Annotated in this window: 10 protein-coding genes; 4 read left to right on the top strand and 6 right to left on the bottom strand. The window is 65.8% G+C overall.

Annotated features, from left to right (window positions below):
- Positions 1-85 precede the first annotated feature (85 nt).
- Positions 86-1465, top strand: coding sequence for a D-serine/D-alanine/glycine transporter (cycA, locus tag QRM60_RS16095; RefSeq protein ID WP_042597162.1), 1380 nt, complete (start codon positions 86-88; stop codon positions 1463-1465).
- A 140-nt stretch (positions 1466-1605) separates the two neighbouring features.
- Entirely contained in the window at positions 1606-2523 is a 918-nt protein-coding gene (locus QRM60_RS16100) for a CorA family divalent cation transporter (RefSeq protein ID WP_042597432.1), read from the top strand.
- Between the two features lie 79 nt (positions 2524-2602).
- Here the strand turns inward: QRM60_RS16100 and QRM60_RS16105 are convergent, their stop codons facing one another.
- The 4 genes from QRM60_RS16105 to QRM60_RS16120 form a co-directional block, all read right to left on the bottom strand.
- Complete coding sequence (locus QRM60_RS16105; protein WP_042597161.1) at positions 2603-3265, bottom strand: hypothetical protein; 663 nt, start codon at positions 3263-3265, stop codon at positions 2603-2605.
- Between the two features lie 151 nt (positions 3266-3416).
- A complete protein-coding gene (locus QRM60_RS16110) occupies positions 3417-4112 on the bottom strand; it encodes an AIM24 family protein (protein ID WP_012437307.1) in 696 nt (231 codons plus the stop codon).
- A 355-nt stretch (positions 4113-4467) separates the two neighbouring features.
- The gene (gene treA / locus QRM60_RS16115) at positions 4468-6141 is read right to left on the bottom strand and encodes an alpha,alpha-trehalase TreA (RefSeq protein WP_285446603.1); all 1674 of its coding nucleotides are present in this window, start codon (positions 6139-6141) and stop codon (positions 4468-4470) included.
- A gap of 252 nt (positions 6142-6393) precedes the next feature.
- Entirely contained in the window at positions 6394-7185 is a 792-nt protein-coding gene (locus QRM60_RS16120; protein WP_115529784.1) for a DUF72 domain-containing protein, read from the bottom strand.
- 85 nt (positions 7186-7270) lie between these two features.
- Here QRM60_RS16120 and QRM60_RS16125 point away from each other — a divergent pair, with 85 nt between their 5' ends.
- A complete protein-coding gene (locus QRM60_RS16125) occupies positions 7271-8023 on the top strand; it encodes a DNA-formamidopyrimidine glycosylase family protein (RefSeq protein ID WP_115529785.1) in 753 nt (250 codons plus the stop codon).
- Positions 8024-8173: 150 nt separating this feature from the next.
- Positions 8174-9187: a hypothetical protein gene (locus QRM60_RS16130; protein ID WP_285446604.1), complete on the top strand. Its 1014-nt coding sequence runs from the start codon at positions 8174-8176 to the stop codon at positions 9185-9187.
- An 839-nt stretch (positions 9188-10026) separates the two neighbouring features.
- On the opposite strand, the gene QRM60_RS16135 is transcribed toward QRM60_RS16130, so the two are convergent.
- Together QRM60_RS16135 and QRM60_RS16140 are read right to left on the bottom strand one after the other, a co-directional pair.
- Positions 10027-10974: a GAF domain-containing protein gene (locus QRM60_RS16135; protein ID WP_285446605.1), complete on the bottom strand. Its 948-nt coding sequence runs from the start codon at positions 10972-10974 to the stop codon at positions 10027-10029.
- Between the two features lie 305 nt (positions 10975-11279).
- Complete coding sequence (locus QRM60_RS16140) at positions 11280-14159, bottom strand: pitrilysin family protein (protein WP_285446606.1); 2880 nt, start codon at positions 14157-14159, stop codon at positions 11280-11282.
- Positions 14160-14194 lie beyond the last annotated feature (35 nt).

Below are 14194 nucleotides of genomic sequence, written 5' to 3' on the forward strand. Positions count from 1 at the left end.
CACACGACGCAGCTGCGCATATCGCTGGTGCGCGCCGGCGCGATCTCGTATTTTTGTCGGCTTGCTCACCGTTGGTGCCGTGCCCATGTCCGCCCCGTCCGCGCCCGATCATCTGCAACGCAGTCTGTCCAACCGCCACCTGCAACTGATCGCGATCGGCGGTGCGATCGGCACCGGCCTGTTCATGGGTTCCGGCAGAACGATCAGCCTGGCCGGGCCGTCGATCCTGTTCGTGTACCTGATCATCGGCGTGATGCTGTTCTTCGTGATGCGCGCCATGGGCGAGCTGCTGTTGTCCAACCTGGACTACAAGTCGTTCATCGACTTCTCCACCGATCTGCTCGGGTCCTGGGCGGGGTTCTTCTGCGGCTGGACGTACTGGTTCTGCTGGATCATCACCGCCATTGCCGATGTCATCGCGATTGCAGCGTACGCCCAGTTCTGGTTTCCCGAACTGGCGCCATGGGTGCCGGCGGTGCTGTGCGTGCTGCTACTGCTGGCGTTGAACCTGGTCACGGTGAAGTTGTTCGGCGAGATGGAATTCTGGTTTGCGCTGATCAAGATCATCGCCATCTGCGCGTTGATCATCACCGGTGCGGGCCTGGTGATGTGGGGCTTCCGGTCGCCCTCCGGCCACGTGGCATCGCTGAGCAATCTGTGGAACGACGGCGGCATGTTCCCGATGGGAATCGGCGGATTCTTTGCAGGGTTTCAGATCGCGGTATTCGCCTTCGTTGGCATCGAACTGGTGGGCACCACCGCTGCGGAAACTGCCGACCCGCAGCGTAATCTGCCCAAGGCGATCAACTCGATCCCGGTGCGTATCCTCATCTTCTACGTGCTGGCGCTGATCGCGATCATGGCGGTGACGCCGTGGCGGCAGGTGGTGGCCGACAAGAGCCCGTTCGTGGAGTTGTTCGTGCTCGCCGGTGTCCCGGCGGCAGCCAGCCTGATCAATTTCGTGGTGCTCACCTCGGCCACTTCCTCGGCCAATAGCGGCATCTTTTCGACCAGCCGCATGCTCTACGGCCTGGCCGAAGAACGCAACGCGCCCAGGGGTTTTGCCAAGCTGACGCGGGCGGCGGTGCCGGCGCGCGGCCTGCTGTTCTCGTGCATCTGCCTGCTGCTGGGCGCGATGCTGGTCTATCTGATTCCCGATCTGGTCACCGCATTCACGCTGGTCACCACGTTGTCGGCCGTGCTCTTCATGTTCGTGTGGTCGTTGATCCTGTGCGCCTACATCGCGTACCGGCGCAAACGCCCGGAGCAGCATGCAACCTCGGTGTTCAAGATGCCCGGTGGCGTGTTGATGTGCTACGTGTGCCTGGCGTTCTTCGCCTTCATCATCGTGTTGCTGACCTTGCAGCCCGACACACTGCATGCACTGCTGGTGAGCCCGCTGTGGTTTCTGGTGCTGGCGATCGCCTATTGGGTGAAGCGAAACCAGTTGCCCACAGCCCGCTGAGTGTGCGCCGCCGCCGCATGCGGGCGTCGCGGGCACATGCGGCAAACACGACCGCCAGCTGAGTGCGGACAGCCGCCGGCGTTGACGCGGGTGAGGCGGCACCGGATGCTCGCCAGCAGTCTTCCGCCATGGCCCGCCGCATGATCACCATCCACTCCACCTCCGCCGCCGATCACACGCAGGGATGGTGGGTGGACCTGTGCCAGCCCAGCGCGCAGGAGTTGGCCGAGGCGGCCAAGCGGGTGGGCTTTGCGCTGCCCGACCGCGCGGCGATCGGCGAGATCGAATTCAGTAGCCGGGTGCGGCACGAAGGCGATGTGCTGTTCCTCAACGTGCCGCGCTTCCAGGACGACGATGGCCCGACCGCGCCGCTGGGCTTTGCGGTCTCCCCCCACATGCTGGTCACCCAACGCGAGCAGCCGATGGGCTCGCTGGATGCAGTGGCCGCGCGGCTGGCGCACGCGCCCTGCCGGGGCGGCGACGACCTGCTGCTGCGCATCTTCGATCAACTGGTCGGCCACCTGGCCGACCGTCTGGAAGCGCTGGAAGCAGAGATCACCGAGACCACCCGCGCGGTGTTCGACACCTCCACCAAGACCAAGACCGGCGCGCTGGAACGCATGCTGCACCAAGTGGGCGACATGGGGCGCCGCCTGGGTGGGCTGCACAATGCAGGCCAGGGGCTGCTGCGGCTGGTGACGTATCTGGATGGCGCCGCCCCCGAGTGGTTTGGCGACGATGCGCCCAGGCGCATCGGGCTACTGCACAAGGACCTGACCACCTTGAGCGAATTCCAGCAGCACATGGACGACCGCATCGAGTTCCTGCTCGACAGTGTGCTCGGCATGATCAACATGGAGCAGAACAACGTCATGAAGGTGATGGCGGTGGCGTCGGTGGTTGGCATTCCGCCCACGGTGCTGGTCGGCATCTGGGGCATGAATTTCGCGCACATGCCCGAGCTCAAATGGCACGACGCGTACTACTGGGCGTTGGGCGTCATCGCGCTGAGCGTGGTGGTGCCGCTGGCCTGGTTCCGCAAGCGCGGCTGGGTGTGAGGCGCCGCCCAGGGTTGCGCGTTGCCCGTTTTCACAACGCGTTGGTGCTGGCTGGCAGCTGGTAATCGACCAGCTAGCGCTAACCAGTAGTGCCGGTTGGTTGCGCGTTTCTTGCATCGATAAATGCATGCAATGCCAATTTTTCGGCAAGGGTGAGATGCGCTGCATGATCGGCGCAGGCGCGCGCCTGCGCAAACTCATCGTTCAATGCATGCAGGATGGAAATCAATTGCGGCAGGCCGTACTTGTAGTCATGAGTCAGCCCTCCCGCAAAGTTTCGATAGATGCGCGGCAGTTTTGAAAGGTGGGTGTTCGACAGTGCGCTGAGGTCGAAAATCTTCGATGCGAATGCATCGAAGATGCCCAGGTCCTCTACAAGAGCTTTGACGTGCTGATCCCCATTGCCCGATACGTCGAAATAGTAGCTGGTGTCCCTCGCGCTATTGGCTGGCGTGAACAGACGTAGGTTTCCCCAGAGCGTGGCCGGGTTGACCGCTGGAGGAGCGAAAAGCGTCTCGCCAATGCGATTGACCTCGGGCAGGTCGACAAAGACCAACACATCGACCGAGACGATATTCTTTGGATAGCCGGCGGCGGTGATGTCGTAACCGATTCTGGCCTCGCAGGCGGCGGTCTGTTTGACGAACGCGGCCCGACTCCTGTTGTAGCTGTATCCCAGCTCACCAAGTGCGGCGTCGATCCGATGCTGAAGCTGCTTTTTGAATTCGGCTTTCGTCGTCATTGTCGTCGCTCACGCGTGTGGCGCCAGAACCGTTGCACTCGACACGGCGTTGTCGAAGCAACGTGCATCGCCGCCGATTACGGCTGGCGATAACGTGGCCGACATGGAGGTGTGTTGCCCAGCCACGCAATACGCAGCTGGGCAACGGGCATCAGCCCTTGGCCTGGAAGCTGGCTTCTTCGTACGGCTGCACCACCACCCAGCCTTCGCCGGCGAAGCGCATCTGCAAGCTCTCGCCCGAGCCGCGGCCGAACAGCGTGCCGATCGAGACATCGGTCACCAGCTCCGGGGTCAGCGTGCCGGACCAGGCCACCGTGGCGTTCGGGTCGGTGAACACCGGGCCGCTGGCGGCGGTGACCGGCAGGGTCAGTGGTTCGTAATGCGAGGTGATGGCCACGATGCCGTGGCCGCTCAGGCGCACGTTGAACAGGCCGCCGGAGAGCATGCCTGCCACTTTGCGCATCATCGTGATCTTGTGCTCGACGCCCGACTCGAACGCCAGCACGTCGTTGCCATTGACGAAGATCGCCTCGCCGTTCAAGCGCAGCAGCGTCACCAGCTTGCCGAGGTCGGCCAGATACACGCGGCCCTGGCCTTCGGCCTTCATCAGCTGCATGCCTTCACCGCTGACTGCCTTTTTCAGCAGGTTGCCCAGGCCTTGTTCCAGCAGGCCCTCGCGGGTGAACTTGACGTTGCCGGTGCGCGCGACCATGGCGCCGGCCTTGGACCACACCATGCCGTCCAGGCGCACCTCGAGCAGATGCGGGTTTTCCAGTTCGAACGGATCGGGGCTGACGTCCTTTTCCTTGGAATGGGCGAGAAATTCATTGAGCGTGCGTACGGCCATGGGTCCGTCCTGGAAGTGTAAAGAGTGCGCATGATACTCGCCGCCCGCGTACCTGGAGGCAGGCAAGGCGATGCATGCGCTGCCCGCAGGCTTCCGTGCGCGTGGCCGATTGCCTGAGGTGCAGTTCCCTTCACAGCTGCGCCGTTGTCGCATACGCCGCATGTGCTGGCCGGTGGCCAGTTGCGATGCGTGACGAAGGCCACGAGCTGCGTCGTAGGAGAGCGCGCTTGCGCGCGATGCAACGCTCTCGGTAAAGCGCCATCGCGCGCAAGCGCGCTCCTACCACCAGCCGTCGTCGATCAGGCCGCAATGCTGCCGGCGCTGATGGCGTGGCATGCGCCAACCACCGCCACGCTCAGGGCGCGGCGGGCTCGGGCTTGCGCTTGGTCTTGGCCGGCGCCTGGATGGCGCCCTGTGAGGGGTACAGGTTCAACAGCATCAACGTGACGCCATTGGTCCAGCCAAAGCCGTCCTGCAGGGCGTATTCGCCACCGCCACCGCCGGCCGCATCGGCGTCCAGGCCGTATTTTTCGACCAGCTTGTGCTCGCGCGCGAACAGCGCCTGCACCTGGGTGAGGAAGCGCTCGCCAATGGTGCGGGCCAGGCCGTCTTCGCCGTAGCGACGCAGGCCATCCACGGCCACCCATTGCAACGGCGCCCAGCCGTTGGGTTCGTCCCACTGCTGGCCGGTCTTCAACGCGGTGGTGGCCAGGCCGCCGGGGCGCAGCAGGCGGGCGCGCACGCTGGTGGCGGTGCGCTTGGCGTGATCGTCCGAGGCCAGGCCTGCGAACAGCGGGTACAGCGCTGCCGCGGTGACCTGGTTGCTCAGTGTGCGGGTCTGCCAGTCGTAGTCGGCGTAGTAGCCGGCCGCATTCCACAGGTGCGCGTCGATGGCCTGCTTGCGCTGCTGCGCGAGCGCAGCGTAGTCCTGGCTGCAGGCGGTGCCGGTGTGCGCGCAGGCCTGCGCCAGGGTGCGTTCCAGGTGATACAGCAGGCTGTTGAGATCGATCGGCACGATCGCGGTGGTGCGGATGGTGCTCAGCGTCTTGCCGTCGGCCAGCCAGCGGCTGGTGTAGTCCCAGCCACTTTCGGCACCGGCGCGCAGATCGCGGTAGACATCGGCGGCCGGGCGGTCATGTGCCTCGGCAGCGGTGCGGGTGTCGTGCAGCCAGGCTTCCGGGCGCGGGGTATCGCGCTCGTCCCAATAGCGATTGAGCACGCTGCCATCGGCCAGGCTCACCACATGGCGTGCGGCCTGGCCGGGTTGCAGATCGTCGCCGCCCTGCATCCAGTACGCGTATTCCTTCTGCAGCTGCGGCAGGTAGCGCTGGTACACCGTCTCGCCTTCCACGCCGGCCTGCAGTTCCACCATGTAGGAGAAGAACGGCGGCTGCGAGCGGCTCAGGTAGTAGGTGCGGTTGCCGTTGGGGATGTGCCCGTAGGTGTCGATCAGGTAGGCGAAGTTGTCCAGCATCTGCCGGCTCAGGGTGGTTTCGCCACTTTTCACCAGCCCCAGCATGGTGAAGTACGAATCCCAGTAATACACCTCGCGGAAGCGTCCGCCCGGCACCACATACGGGTGCGGCAACGCCAGCAGGCTGCTGTGTGCGGGCACGTTGGTCTGGCTGCGCACCAGCTTGGGCCACAGCGCGTCGATGTGCTCGCGCAGCGCGGTGTCCTGGCGGATCGCATCGGTCTGTACCGGCGGCGATTCCTCGAAGTTGGCATCCACGAACTTGCGCAGGTCAAAGCCGGCATGCTCGTGCTGCGCCAGATAATCGGCGTTGATCAGGGCCGGGTCGCGCAGCGGCAGAAAGTCGACGAAGTGCTTCTGGTCGTCGAACAGCTCGCCGCGCTGCACGGCCTGGAACAGCTCCGGATACGCCAGGTCGGGCGTGGGCGGCGTGGGCGCGGGCGCGCTGACCACCGCACCTTCCAGCGGCGTGGCCGCCAGGGCGCAGGGCGCAACGAACATGCTCAGCGACAGACCAAGCAACGAGGTGCAGCACGGGGGCGCAGCAGCGCTCATGGCATCTCCAGAACGGGCGGGGGCGTGCGGCATGGTAAACGACCGAAGTGGCGGGTGGAGCCGCAGGCGCTGTGTCGGGGGACCGGCACGCCGCACGCGGCAAACGGGGTTCAGCAACGTGATCTCGCGCAATGCCGCGTGGTGCAAGGCCACACTGCCGATTCAGGCCTATCGGCCCGTGCCAGCGCAGCTTGAGCACACGGCGGTGCGTGTCACACGTCAGGGCTGCTGCAAGATGCGCGCCACCGCGCGCTAGCGGTCGATTCCCAGCAGCTGTTGCAGCTGCAAGGCATTGGGCACGGCCAGCCCGGCAGCGGTGTTGTCGAAGATCACCCACTGCTCGCTCGCCGCATGCCCGGCCATGCCTCTGCGGACCACGGCCGCCAGGCGCTGTAAGGCCGCGGTGTCGTATCCGCTGTAATAGACCTTGGGGGTGCCGTGCCAGCGCCAATATGCCGGCGCGCCGGGCATCCCTGGCGCGTCGGGCAGCGCGGCGGCAGGCACCGGTGCCGGGTCGGCCGCACACCGCGCGATGCGGTGGCGGTGCAGCAGCGACTGCGCCTGGGCGGTGAACCAGCTGGGATGGCGCGGCTCGCATACCACTGCGCCGGCCCAGCGTCGGCGCAGGACGGCAAAGAAGCTGGCCGCCACGCGTGCATCGAACACCGCGCTGGGCGGCAACTGCAGCAGCAGGCAGCCCAGGCGCTCGCCCAGCGCGCCCGCCTGCGCCAGGAACGCGTCCAGCAATGGACCGGCCTGGTGCAGCCGCGCATCGTGGCTGATGCTGCGCGGCAGCTTGACCGAGAAACGGAAGTGCGCCGGCACGCTGTCGGCCCAACGCGCGTAAGTGGACGCACGATGCGGGCGATAGAACGAGGAGTTGATCTCCACCGCATCCAGGCGTGTGGCATAGCGATGTAGCACGCTGCTGCCAGCGCCGAACTGTGCGCGCTCGGCTGCGGGAATCGACCAGCCCGCGCAGCCGCAATACACCCGTGGCAGGGCGGTGGCAGCGGGCTGCGGGGGCGGTGCGGACGTGGACACGCCGCACTGTATGCAGGCAGGCGCGTCTGCACGATGTCTGCACTGCGCTCACGGCCGACTCACGCCGCGCTTCGATACTGATGGCATGCCTGAAGGTCCGTCCCTTGTCATCCTGCGCGAAGAAGCCGCGGCGTTTGTCGGGCGCAAGATCCTGCGCGTGCAGGGCAACAGCAAGCAGGACATCGCCCGCCTGCAACAGCAAAAAGTGCTGGCGCTGCGCAGCTGGGGCAAGCATCTGCTGATCGAATGCGCGCAGTTCAGCGTGCGCATCCACTTCCTGTTGTTCGGCAGTTACCGCATCAACGAAGACAAACCCAACGCCGTGCCGCGGCTGAGCCTGGAATTTTCCAAGGGCGAGACACTCAATTTCTACGCCTGCTCGGTGCAGTTCATCGAACGCCCGCTGGATGAGGTGTACGACTGGAGTGCGGATGTCATGAATCCGCTGTGGGATGCCGCGCAGGCACGGCGCAAGTTGCGTGCTGCTCCGCATCTGCTGGCCGCCGATGCGCTGCTGGACCAGAGCATTTTTTCCGGCGTGGGCAACATCATCAAGAACGAAGTGCTGCACCGCATCCGCGTGCATCCGGAAAGCCAGGTCGGCGCCTTGCCGGCGCGCAAGCTGGGCGAACTGGTCACGCAGGCGCGCGACTACAGTTTTGATTTCTACACCTGGAAAAAGGCCTTCGTGCTGAAGAAGCACTACCAGGTGCACACCAAAACCACTTGCCCGCGCGATGGCGCGCCGCTGCAATACCGCAAGCACCTGGGCAAGGCCGGCCGGCGGGCGTTCTTCTGCGAGGTGTGCCAGCGCCGCTACCGGCTGAAGGAAGCGTGACCGCCGTCGCAACGTGAATGGCGGCTGGCCCGATGCCGGCAGACAACGAATTCCAAACGCGCCGGTGCGCGTGGCCCGCTAGATTTGCGCGTTGCGCGGTGCCCCGAGGCGTCGACGCCCGCTTATCACCCCCTTTTGGTCTGCCGCATTGTGATGACTCGCAAGCAGGAATCGCTTATCCCGCATGTTGCCGCTGCCGCATGCACGGGCGCGATCCTGTTCTTTCTTGCCTGTCTGTTGCTGTACATGCCGCCGCCGCGCGACAGCGTGCGACACGACGACAGCTTGCAGGTGTACTTCGTGCCACGTGCGCTGCCGACCCTGCCGCAGGCTGTGCAGCCGCCCACACCGCAACAGCGTGCGCAACGCCCACGTGCCGCCACGGCCGCGGCCCGCGCCGCCCCGCCGCCCACACGCACGCCGCCGCCGCCCCGGCAGGTGGCCGCATCCACCGCGACCGCACCCGCCGAGGCGTCGATGTCCGCCCAGCTGTACACCCGCGAAGGGCGCCTGCGCATGCCGCCTGGCGCGCAGATCGATCCGCTGGCGCAGGCCGGTGCGGTGCCGCCGGGCATGGACGACGCCCGCGTGGCAGCCAAAACGCGCAGCGTGATGGAGCGGGTCAACCCGGTGCAGTACCAGGAAACGCGCTTTGCCAAGGACTGGAAGAGCGATGGCACGCTGGGCGATGTGGCGATGCAGGGACTCAATCGCGGCATGAAGAAGCTCAACGACAAGATCAACGGGCCGCAGACGCAGGTGGCCAAGGCGCGGCCGCCGGCGGAGGTGCGCTTCAACCCGGCGCTGGCCGGCAACCAGGCCGAGATGGGCAGCGCTGCCACCGGCGATGCCTACAAGGCCGCGCCGATCGCGCATGAGAGCCTGCCCGATCTCAAGGGCGAGGCCAGCCGGCGCATCCGCGATGCATTGGCGGCGCTGGAGCAACGCAGCGCGCGTTGCGAAGCAGCCACGCGCACGCCGTTGCTCAGCACGGTCCGCGGCCACCTGGCCGACCTGGAGCGCGCCGAGCATGCCTTGAACAACGGCGCCGATCCGGTCCTGGCCGCGCAGTTGCTGCCGCGGCAGGCCGACAGCGCCTACGACCTGGCGCGCCGCGCGCTGTGGTACGCGGATCGCCAACTCAAGCAGTGCGCCGCTGGCTGATCCGCGTGCACATCGCATAGGGTTCGTTGCGAAGGCTATGGTTCGCGTGACCAGTCGCGGGCATTGCGTTGAGTGCGCTGGCGGTCGCGGTTTTGTGTGGTGCGCTTGTTTCGATGCGCGTCGTTGTTGCGAATGGGGGCGCCGATGCCGCGCGTGGATTACGCAGGCGTAGCGTCTTACACCTTCCACCGCCACTGCCACCGCCAGGGACGTACTTTGCCGGCGCTGCGAAGGTCCTTGGTCATCGATACGTGCAACGCAGCAGCGCATCTCAGCTGCTTGCGGGCGCTTAAGTGTGCGCAGTTCGGCTGGACGACGGCGTGGCGGTGCAGGGTGATCGCTGCATCGGCGCATCAATGTAACTGCGCGCGGGCCGTTGAAAGTGCGGTTGCTGCTTGCCGTGGATGCGAGCAAGGACGTGCGCAAGGGACGTCCATTTTTTCTGAAGGCTAAGCGGTACCTGAGACGACGTAGATCCAGTCGGATGGACGACGGCGTGGCGGTGCAGGGTGATCGCTGCATCAGCGCATCAATGCAACTGCGCTTGCGCCGTTAAAGGTGCGGTTGCTGTCTGGTGTGAGTGCCGGGCAAGGACGTGCGCAGGGGGCGTCCAATTTTTTTAAAGTTCGCGACACCTGAGACGACGTAGTTCCAGGTCTGCAGCGGTCTGTAAATGCGGATGCGTCAGCGCTTACGCGAGCAGTGTTGTTCAAACCGATGCAGCGTTACGTCGGGCTGGAGAAAACCACCAGCATCCTCACTGGCCACCGCCACCGCCACCACCACTACCACCGCACACATCCACAACGCCGCGGATGTGTGCCTGCGGTCCTCTGGCGCTACTGCACCAATCCCTGCCGGTAGCGATCCTTCTCCGCGCTCAGCGCCACTTCGGCGCGCAGGAAGACCTGGCCAATCGGCTCGTCGGCGCGCCCGGCGTAGGCCTCGCCCACCAGCACGGTCAGGCCGTGCGCGCGCTGCTGCTCGGCGATCTCGCGCAGCCCCTGCAACTTGCGTTCGGCATCGTTGCCGCGCAGCACCGCGATGAACTCGGCGCTTTCGGTGACGCGGTCCACGCTGTCGCCGCTGGCCTGCAGAAAGCTGGCCATGGTCTGGTCGAGCTGCTGCAAGGCACGTCCGAGCAGGCGCTCGCTTTGCTGCTGGGCCAGGGCGGCCAGTTCCTGCACTTCCAGAATCACCAGGTGATAGCCGGTGTCGGCATCGGTAATGGTCGCGGTGCCTGCCGCCGCCGCAGGAGCGGCCGGCTGCAGGATGGCGTCACGTTCGCGCTGCAGTTCGCGCTGGCGTTCGTCCAGCAGGCGCATGGCGACACGGGCCAGCGCTTGCAGCCCGGTGCGCTGGGCCTCGTTGAGGGCGCGCGGTTCGGTGTCCAGCACACAGACCGTGCCCAGCGCCACGCCGTCGGAAGTCACCAGTGGCATGCCCGCGTAAAAACGCGCGCCCACCTCGCCGGTGACCACCGAAATATCGGTGAAGCGCGGGTCCTTGCTCAGGTCCGGCACTTCCATCAAGTGGTCCGGGCTGCGGATCGCGTGGTCGCACACCGCCTGGCTGCGGTCGGTCTGTTGCAGGTCCAGGCCTAAGCGGGCCTTGAACCACTGGCGGTCGCGGTCTACCAGCGACATCAGGGCAATCGGCGTCTCGCACAGCGAGGCGGCCACCTGCACGATGTCCTGGTAGGTGTCTTCGGGCAGGCTGTCGACGATGCGATAGCCATCCAACACCTGTTGGCGCGACGCTTCGTCTGCCATCGGCATGTCTTTCATTGAATGCGCCATGTCAGCAAAAGGAAGGACGCCACGCTAGCGGGCAGGCCGATAACGTGGCGTGGATATCACCCGCGCGCACGCAGGCAGTGAACGCGATCATGCACTAACGGTAACGCGCGCTGCAGTGCGCGTTGCCATGTGGCTGCAAGGCTCGGCGTTCGCACGGCTGCCGAGATCCTGCAGGCCACCGTCTGGACGCGTGCGGACGGCTCGCAGAAACCGCCGCTCACGTTGTGCCATCGGTTTCCACGGATCGGCCGCGCCTGCCTGTGAGGGCTGCACGGCCTTGCCGATCAGCGCGCTCAGCGCTTGACCGGCTTGCCGTCGGTGTCCAGCACCTGCACCTCGCCCAGCTTGAGCGCGCGCACCGGGGCTTCGATCTTCTTCAGGTCGCCCACGATCACCCAGGTCATCGCATTGGGCGCGATGATGTCCTTGATGGCGGCTTGCGCGGCCGGCTGATCGATTGCTTCCAGGCGCGGCTTGAGCGTTTGCACGTAGTTGTCCGGGCGGTCGAACTGCACGATGCCCTCAATCGCACCGAGCACCGCACCAGCGGTTTCGAAGCTGCCGGGCAGGGCGCGGATGCGCTGGTTCTTGATCTTCTCGATCTCCTCTGTGGTCAGCGGCTTGTCGCCGATGATGGCCGTGGCTTCCTTGAAGATTTCATTGGCGGATTCGGCGGTCTTGTCGGTCTGCACCGGCGCGGCAAACATGTACGGCCGCTGGCCCTGCGCATCCACCAGTTGGGTGCGTGCACCGTAGGCCCAGCGCTTGTTCTCACGCAGGTTCATGTTCAAGCGCGAGGTGAAGGTGCCGCCGAAGGCGCCATTGGCCACCGTGATTGCCAGGTTGTCCGGCGCCTTGGTCGACGGTGCCAGCAGGCCGGCCAGAATCACCGATTGCGGTGCGTCCGGGCGGTTGATCAGGTAGACGCGCGGCTTGGGCTGCGCGGCCACGTTGACCAGGTTCTTCTTCGGCAACGGTGCGGCCGGGGCCTTCCAGTCGCCGAAGGCGGCATCCAGCTGCGGGATGATCTGCGCCAGCGTGGTATCGCCGGCTACCAGGATGCGCAGGTTGTCCGGACGCAGCCACTGGCTGTGGAAGGCCTGCAGGTCCTTGGCATTGAGGCTCTTGATTGCCGCCTCGGTGCCGCTACCGGTGAGCGGTATACCGTACGGATGCTTGTCGCCGTACATGAGCGGCGGCAGCGCCCGCAGGCCCAGGCTGTTGGGCTGGGTCTTTTCTTGCGCGATCCCGGCCAGCCACTGGCCACGGATGCGCTCGATGTCCGCCGCCTTGAAGGCCGGGTTGCGCACGATGTCGGAGAACAATTGCAGCGACGGCTGCAGCTGGTCGTTGAGGGCATTCAGCGAGGCGCTGCAGCTGTCCAGATCGCAGCCCACCTCGGTGATGGCGCCCAGGCGCTGGCGGCGCTGCGCCACTTCCACCGAATCCAGCGACGCGGTGCTCTCGTTCATCAGTGCGGCGCTGAAGCTGGCGGTGCCAAGCTTCTTGCCCTGGTCGGCGGCGTAGCCGGCGTCGAACAACAGCTCCACCTGGGTGACCGGGATGGTGTGGCGTTCGGCCAGGATCACTTCCACGCCGTTCTTCAGCTTGCCGCGCTGTAGCTGCGGGAAGCTCAGGTCCGGGAAGCTGGCGGTGTCGGGCACGCCCTTGCTGCGATCGAGCTTGCTGGCGGTGACCTTGTACTTGGCCGCCGCCGGCAGCTTGGGCGCGGGCTTGCCCGGCTCGGTGCCGCGCGCGACCACTGCCTTGTCTTCGGCGGCGGGGTCGAAGTCCTTGCCGGCCGGCAATACGGTGAGCAGGTAGTCGCCCTTGCCGAACCAGGTCGATGCGGCCTGCTTGACGCTGCCGATGGTGGCGGCCTGGCCGCGCTGCAGGTCCTGCTTGTAGGCACCCGGGTCGCCACGATAGACCTGGCCCTCGGCCAGGATCACCGCCTTGCCACCAAAGCCGCCCACCTTCTCCAGCCCGCGCACGAAGCCGGCGCGGTAGGCCACCTGGGCGCGTTGCAGTTCGTCGGCAGTGGGGCCTTCGGCGAGGAACTTCTTCAGCTCTTCATCGATGATGGCCTCGACCTTGGCCGGGTCCACACCATCTTTCACGTCGGCCTGGATCTGCATCTGGCTGGCCAGCGCGAACGGCTGGATCGCCGCGGAGACGTCATCCACCAACTGGTCCTGATAGACCAGGCGCTGGTACAGCCGCGAGGTCTTGCCGCCGCCCAGCACGGTGGTGGCCAGATCCAGCTGGATCATGTCGTCGGTGCCCAGCTGCGGCGCGGCCCAGGTGCGGTAGATGCGCGGCTGCGACACATGGTCGTGCTGCACGCCGCGCTTCTGTGCGGCCAGCGGGGTCACCCACGGCTGCTGACGCGCCACCGGCTTGCCGGACGGGATGTCGCCAAAATACTGCTCGGCCTTGGCGCGGGCCTGCGCCACGGTGATGTCGCCGGCCAGCACCAGGGTGGTGTTGGCCGCGCCGTAGTTGTCGTTGAACCACTGTTTGACATCCGCAAGTGAGGCGGCGTCCAGGTCTTCCATCGAGCCGATGGTGTCGTGCTGGTACGGATGGTTGGCCGGGAACAGGTTGGACAGGATGTTCTGGTCCACGCGGCCATAGGGGCGGTTTTCGCCCTGGCGCTTTTCGTTCTGCACCACGCCACGCTGGGTATCGAGTTCTTCCTGGCCGATGGCGCCGAGCAGGTGACCCATGCGGTCCGATTCCAGCCACAGTGCGGTATCCAGTGCGGTGGTCGGCACGGTTTCGAAGTAATTGGTGCGGTCGAACCAGGTGGTGCCGTTCATGTCAGTGGTGCCGACCTTTTCCAGCGGCGCGAAGAAGCTGCCCTTGTTGTTTTCCGAGCCGGAGAACATGAGGTGCTCGAACAGATGCGCGAAGCCGGTCTTGCCGGCCGGCTCATCGCCGGAACCGATGTGGTACCAGATGCTCACTGCCACCACCGGCGCCTTGTGGTCTTCATGCACCACCACGGTCAGGCCGTTGGGCAGGGTGAAGCGGGTGTAGGCGATGTCGGGAATGGCGCTGCTGTTCGCAGTCTTGGACAGGCTGGCCGGGGCGGCCTGTGCGGCGGGCGGAACGGTACCGGCAGCAACGCCGAGCACGCCGGCGATCAACAAGGACAACGGACGCAGCATGTGACACTCCAGGGGCAGGACAATCGGCCGAGGGT

Source organism: Xanthomonas sp. fls2-241-TYG-148 (assembly GCF_030208815.1).
GTDB classification, from domain to species: Bacteria; Pseudomonadota; Gammaproteobacteria; order Xanthomonadales; family Xanthomonadaceae; genus Xanthomonas; species Xanthomonas campestris.

Bases quoted from the DNA above. Each gene is read 5' to 3' on its own strand.
- QRM60_RS16125 (WP_115529785.1), top strand. From the start codon at position 7,271: ATGCCTGAAGGTCCGTCCCTTGTCATCCTGCGCGAAGAAGCCGCGGCG.
- QRM60_RS16105 (WP_042597161.1), bottom strand. From the start codon at position 3,265: ATGACGACGAAAGCCGAATTCAAAAAGCAGCTTCAGCATCGGATCGAC.
- QRM60_RS16140 (WP_285446606.1), bottom strand. From the start codon at position 14,159: ATGCTGCGTCCGTTGTCCTTGTTGATCGCCGGCGTGCTCGGCGTTGCT.
- QRM60_RS16110 (WP_012437307.1), bottom strand. From the start codon at position 4,112: ATGGCCGTACGCACGCTCAATGAATTTCTCGCCCATTCCAAGGAAAAG.
- QRM60_RS16135 (WP_285446605.1), bottom strand. From the start codon at position 10,974: ATGAAAGACATGCCGATGGCAGACGAAGCGTCGCGCCAACAGGTGTTG.
- cycA (WP_042597162.1), top strand. From the start codon at position 86: ATGTCCGCCCCGTCCGCGCCCGATCATCTGCAACGCAGTCTGTCCAAC.
- treA (WP_285446603.1), bottom strand. From the start codon at position 6,141: ATGAGCGCTGCTGCGCCCCCGTGCTGCACCTCGTTGCTTGGTCTGTCG.
- QRM60_RS16100 (WP_042597432.1), top strand. From the start codon at position 1,606: ATGATCACCATCCACTCCACCTCCGCCGCCGATCACACGCAGGGATGG.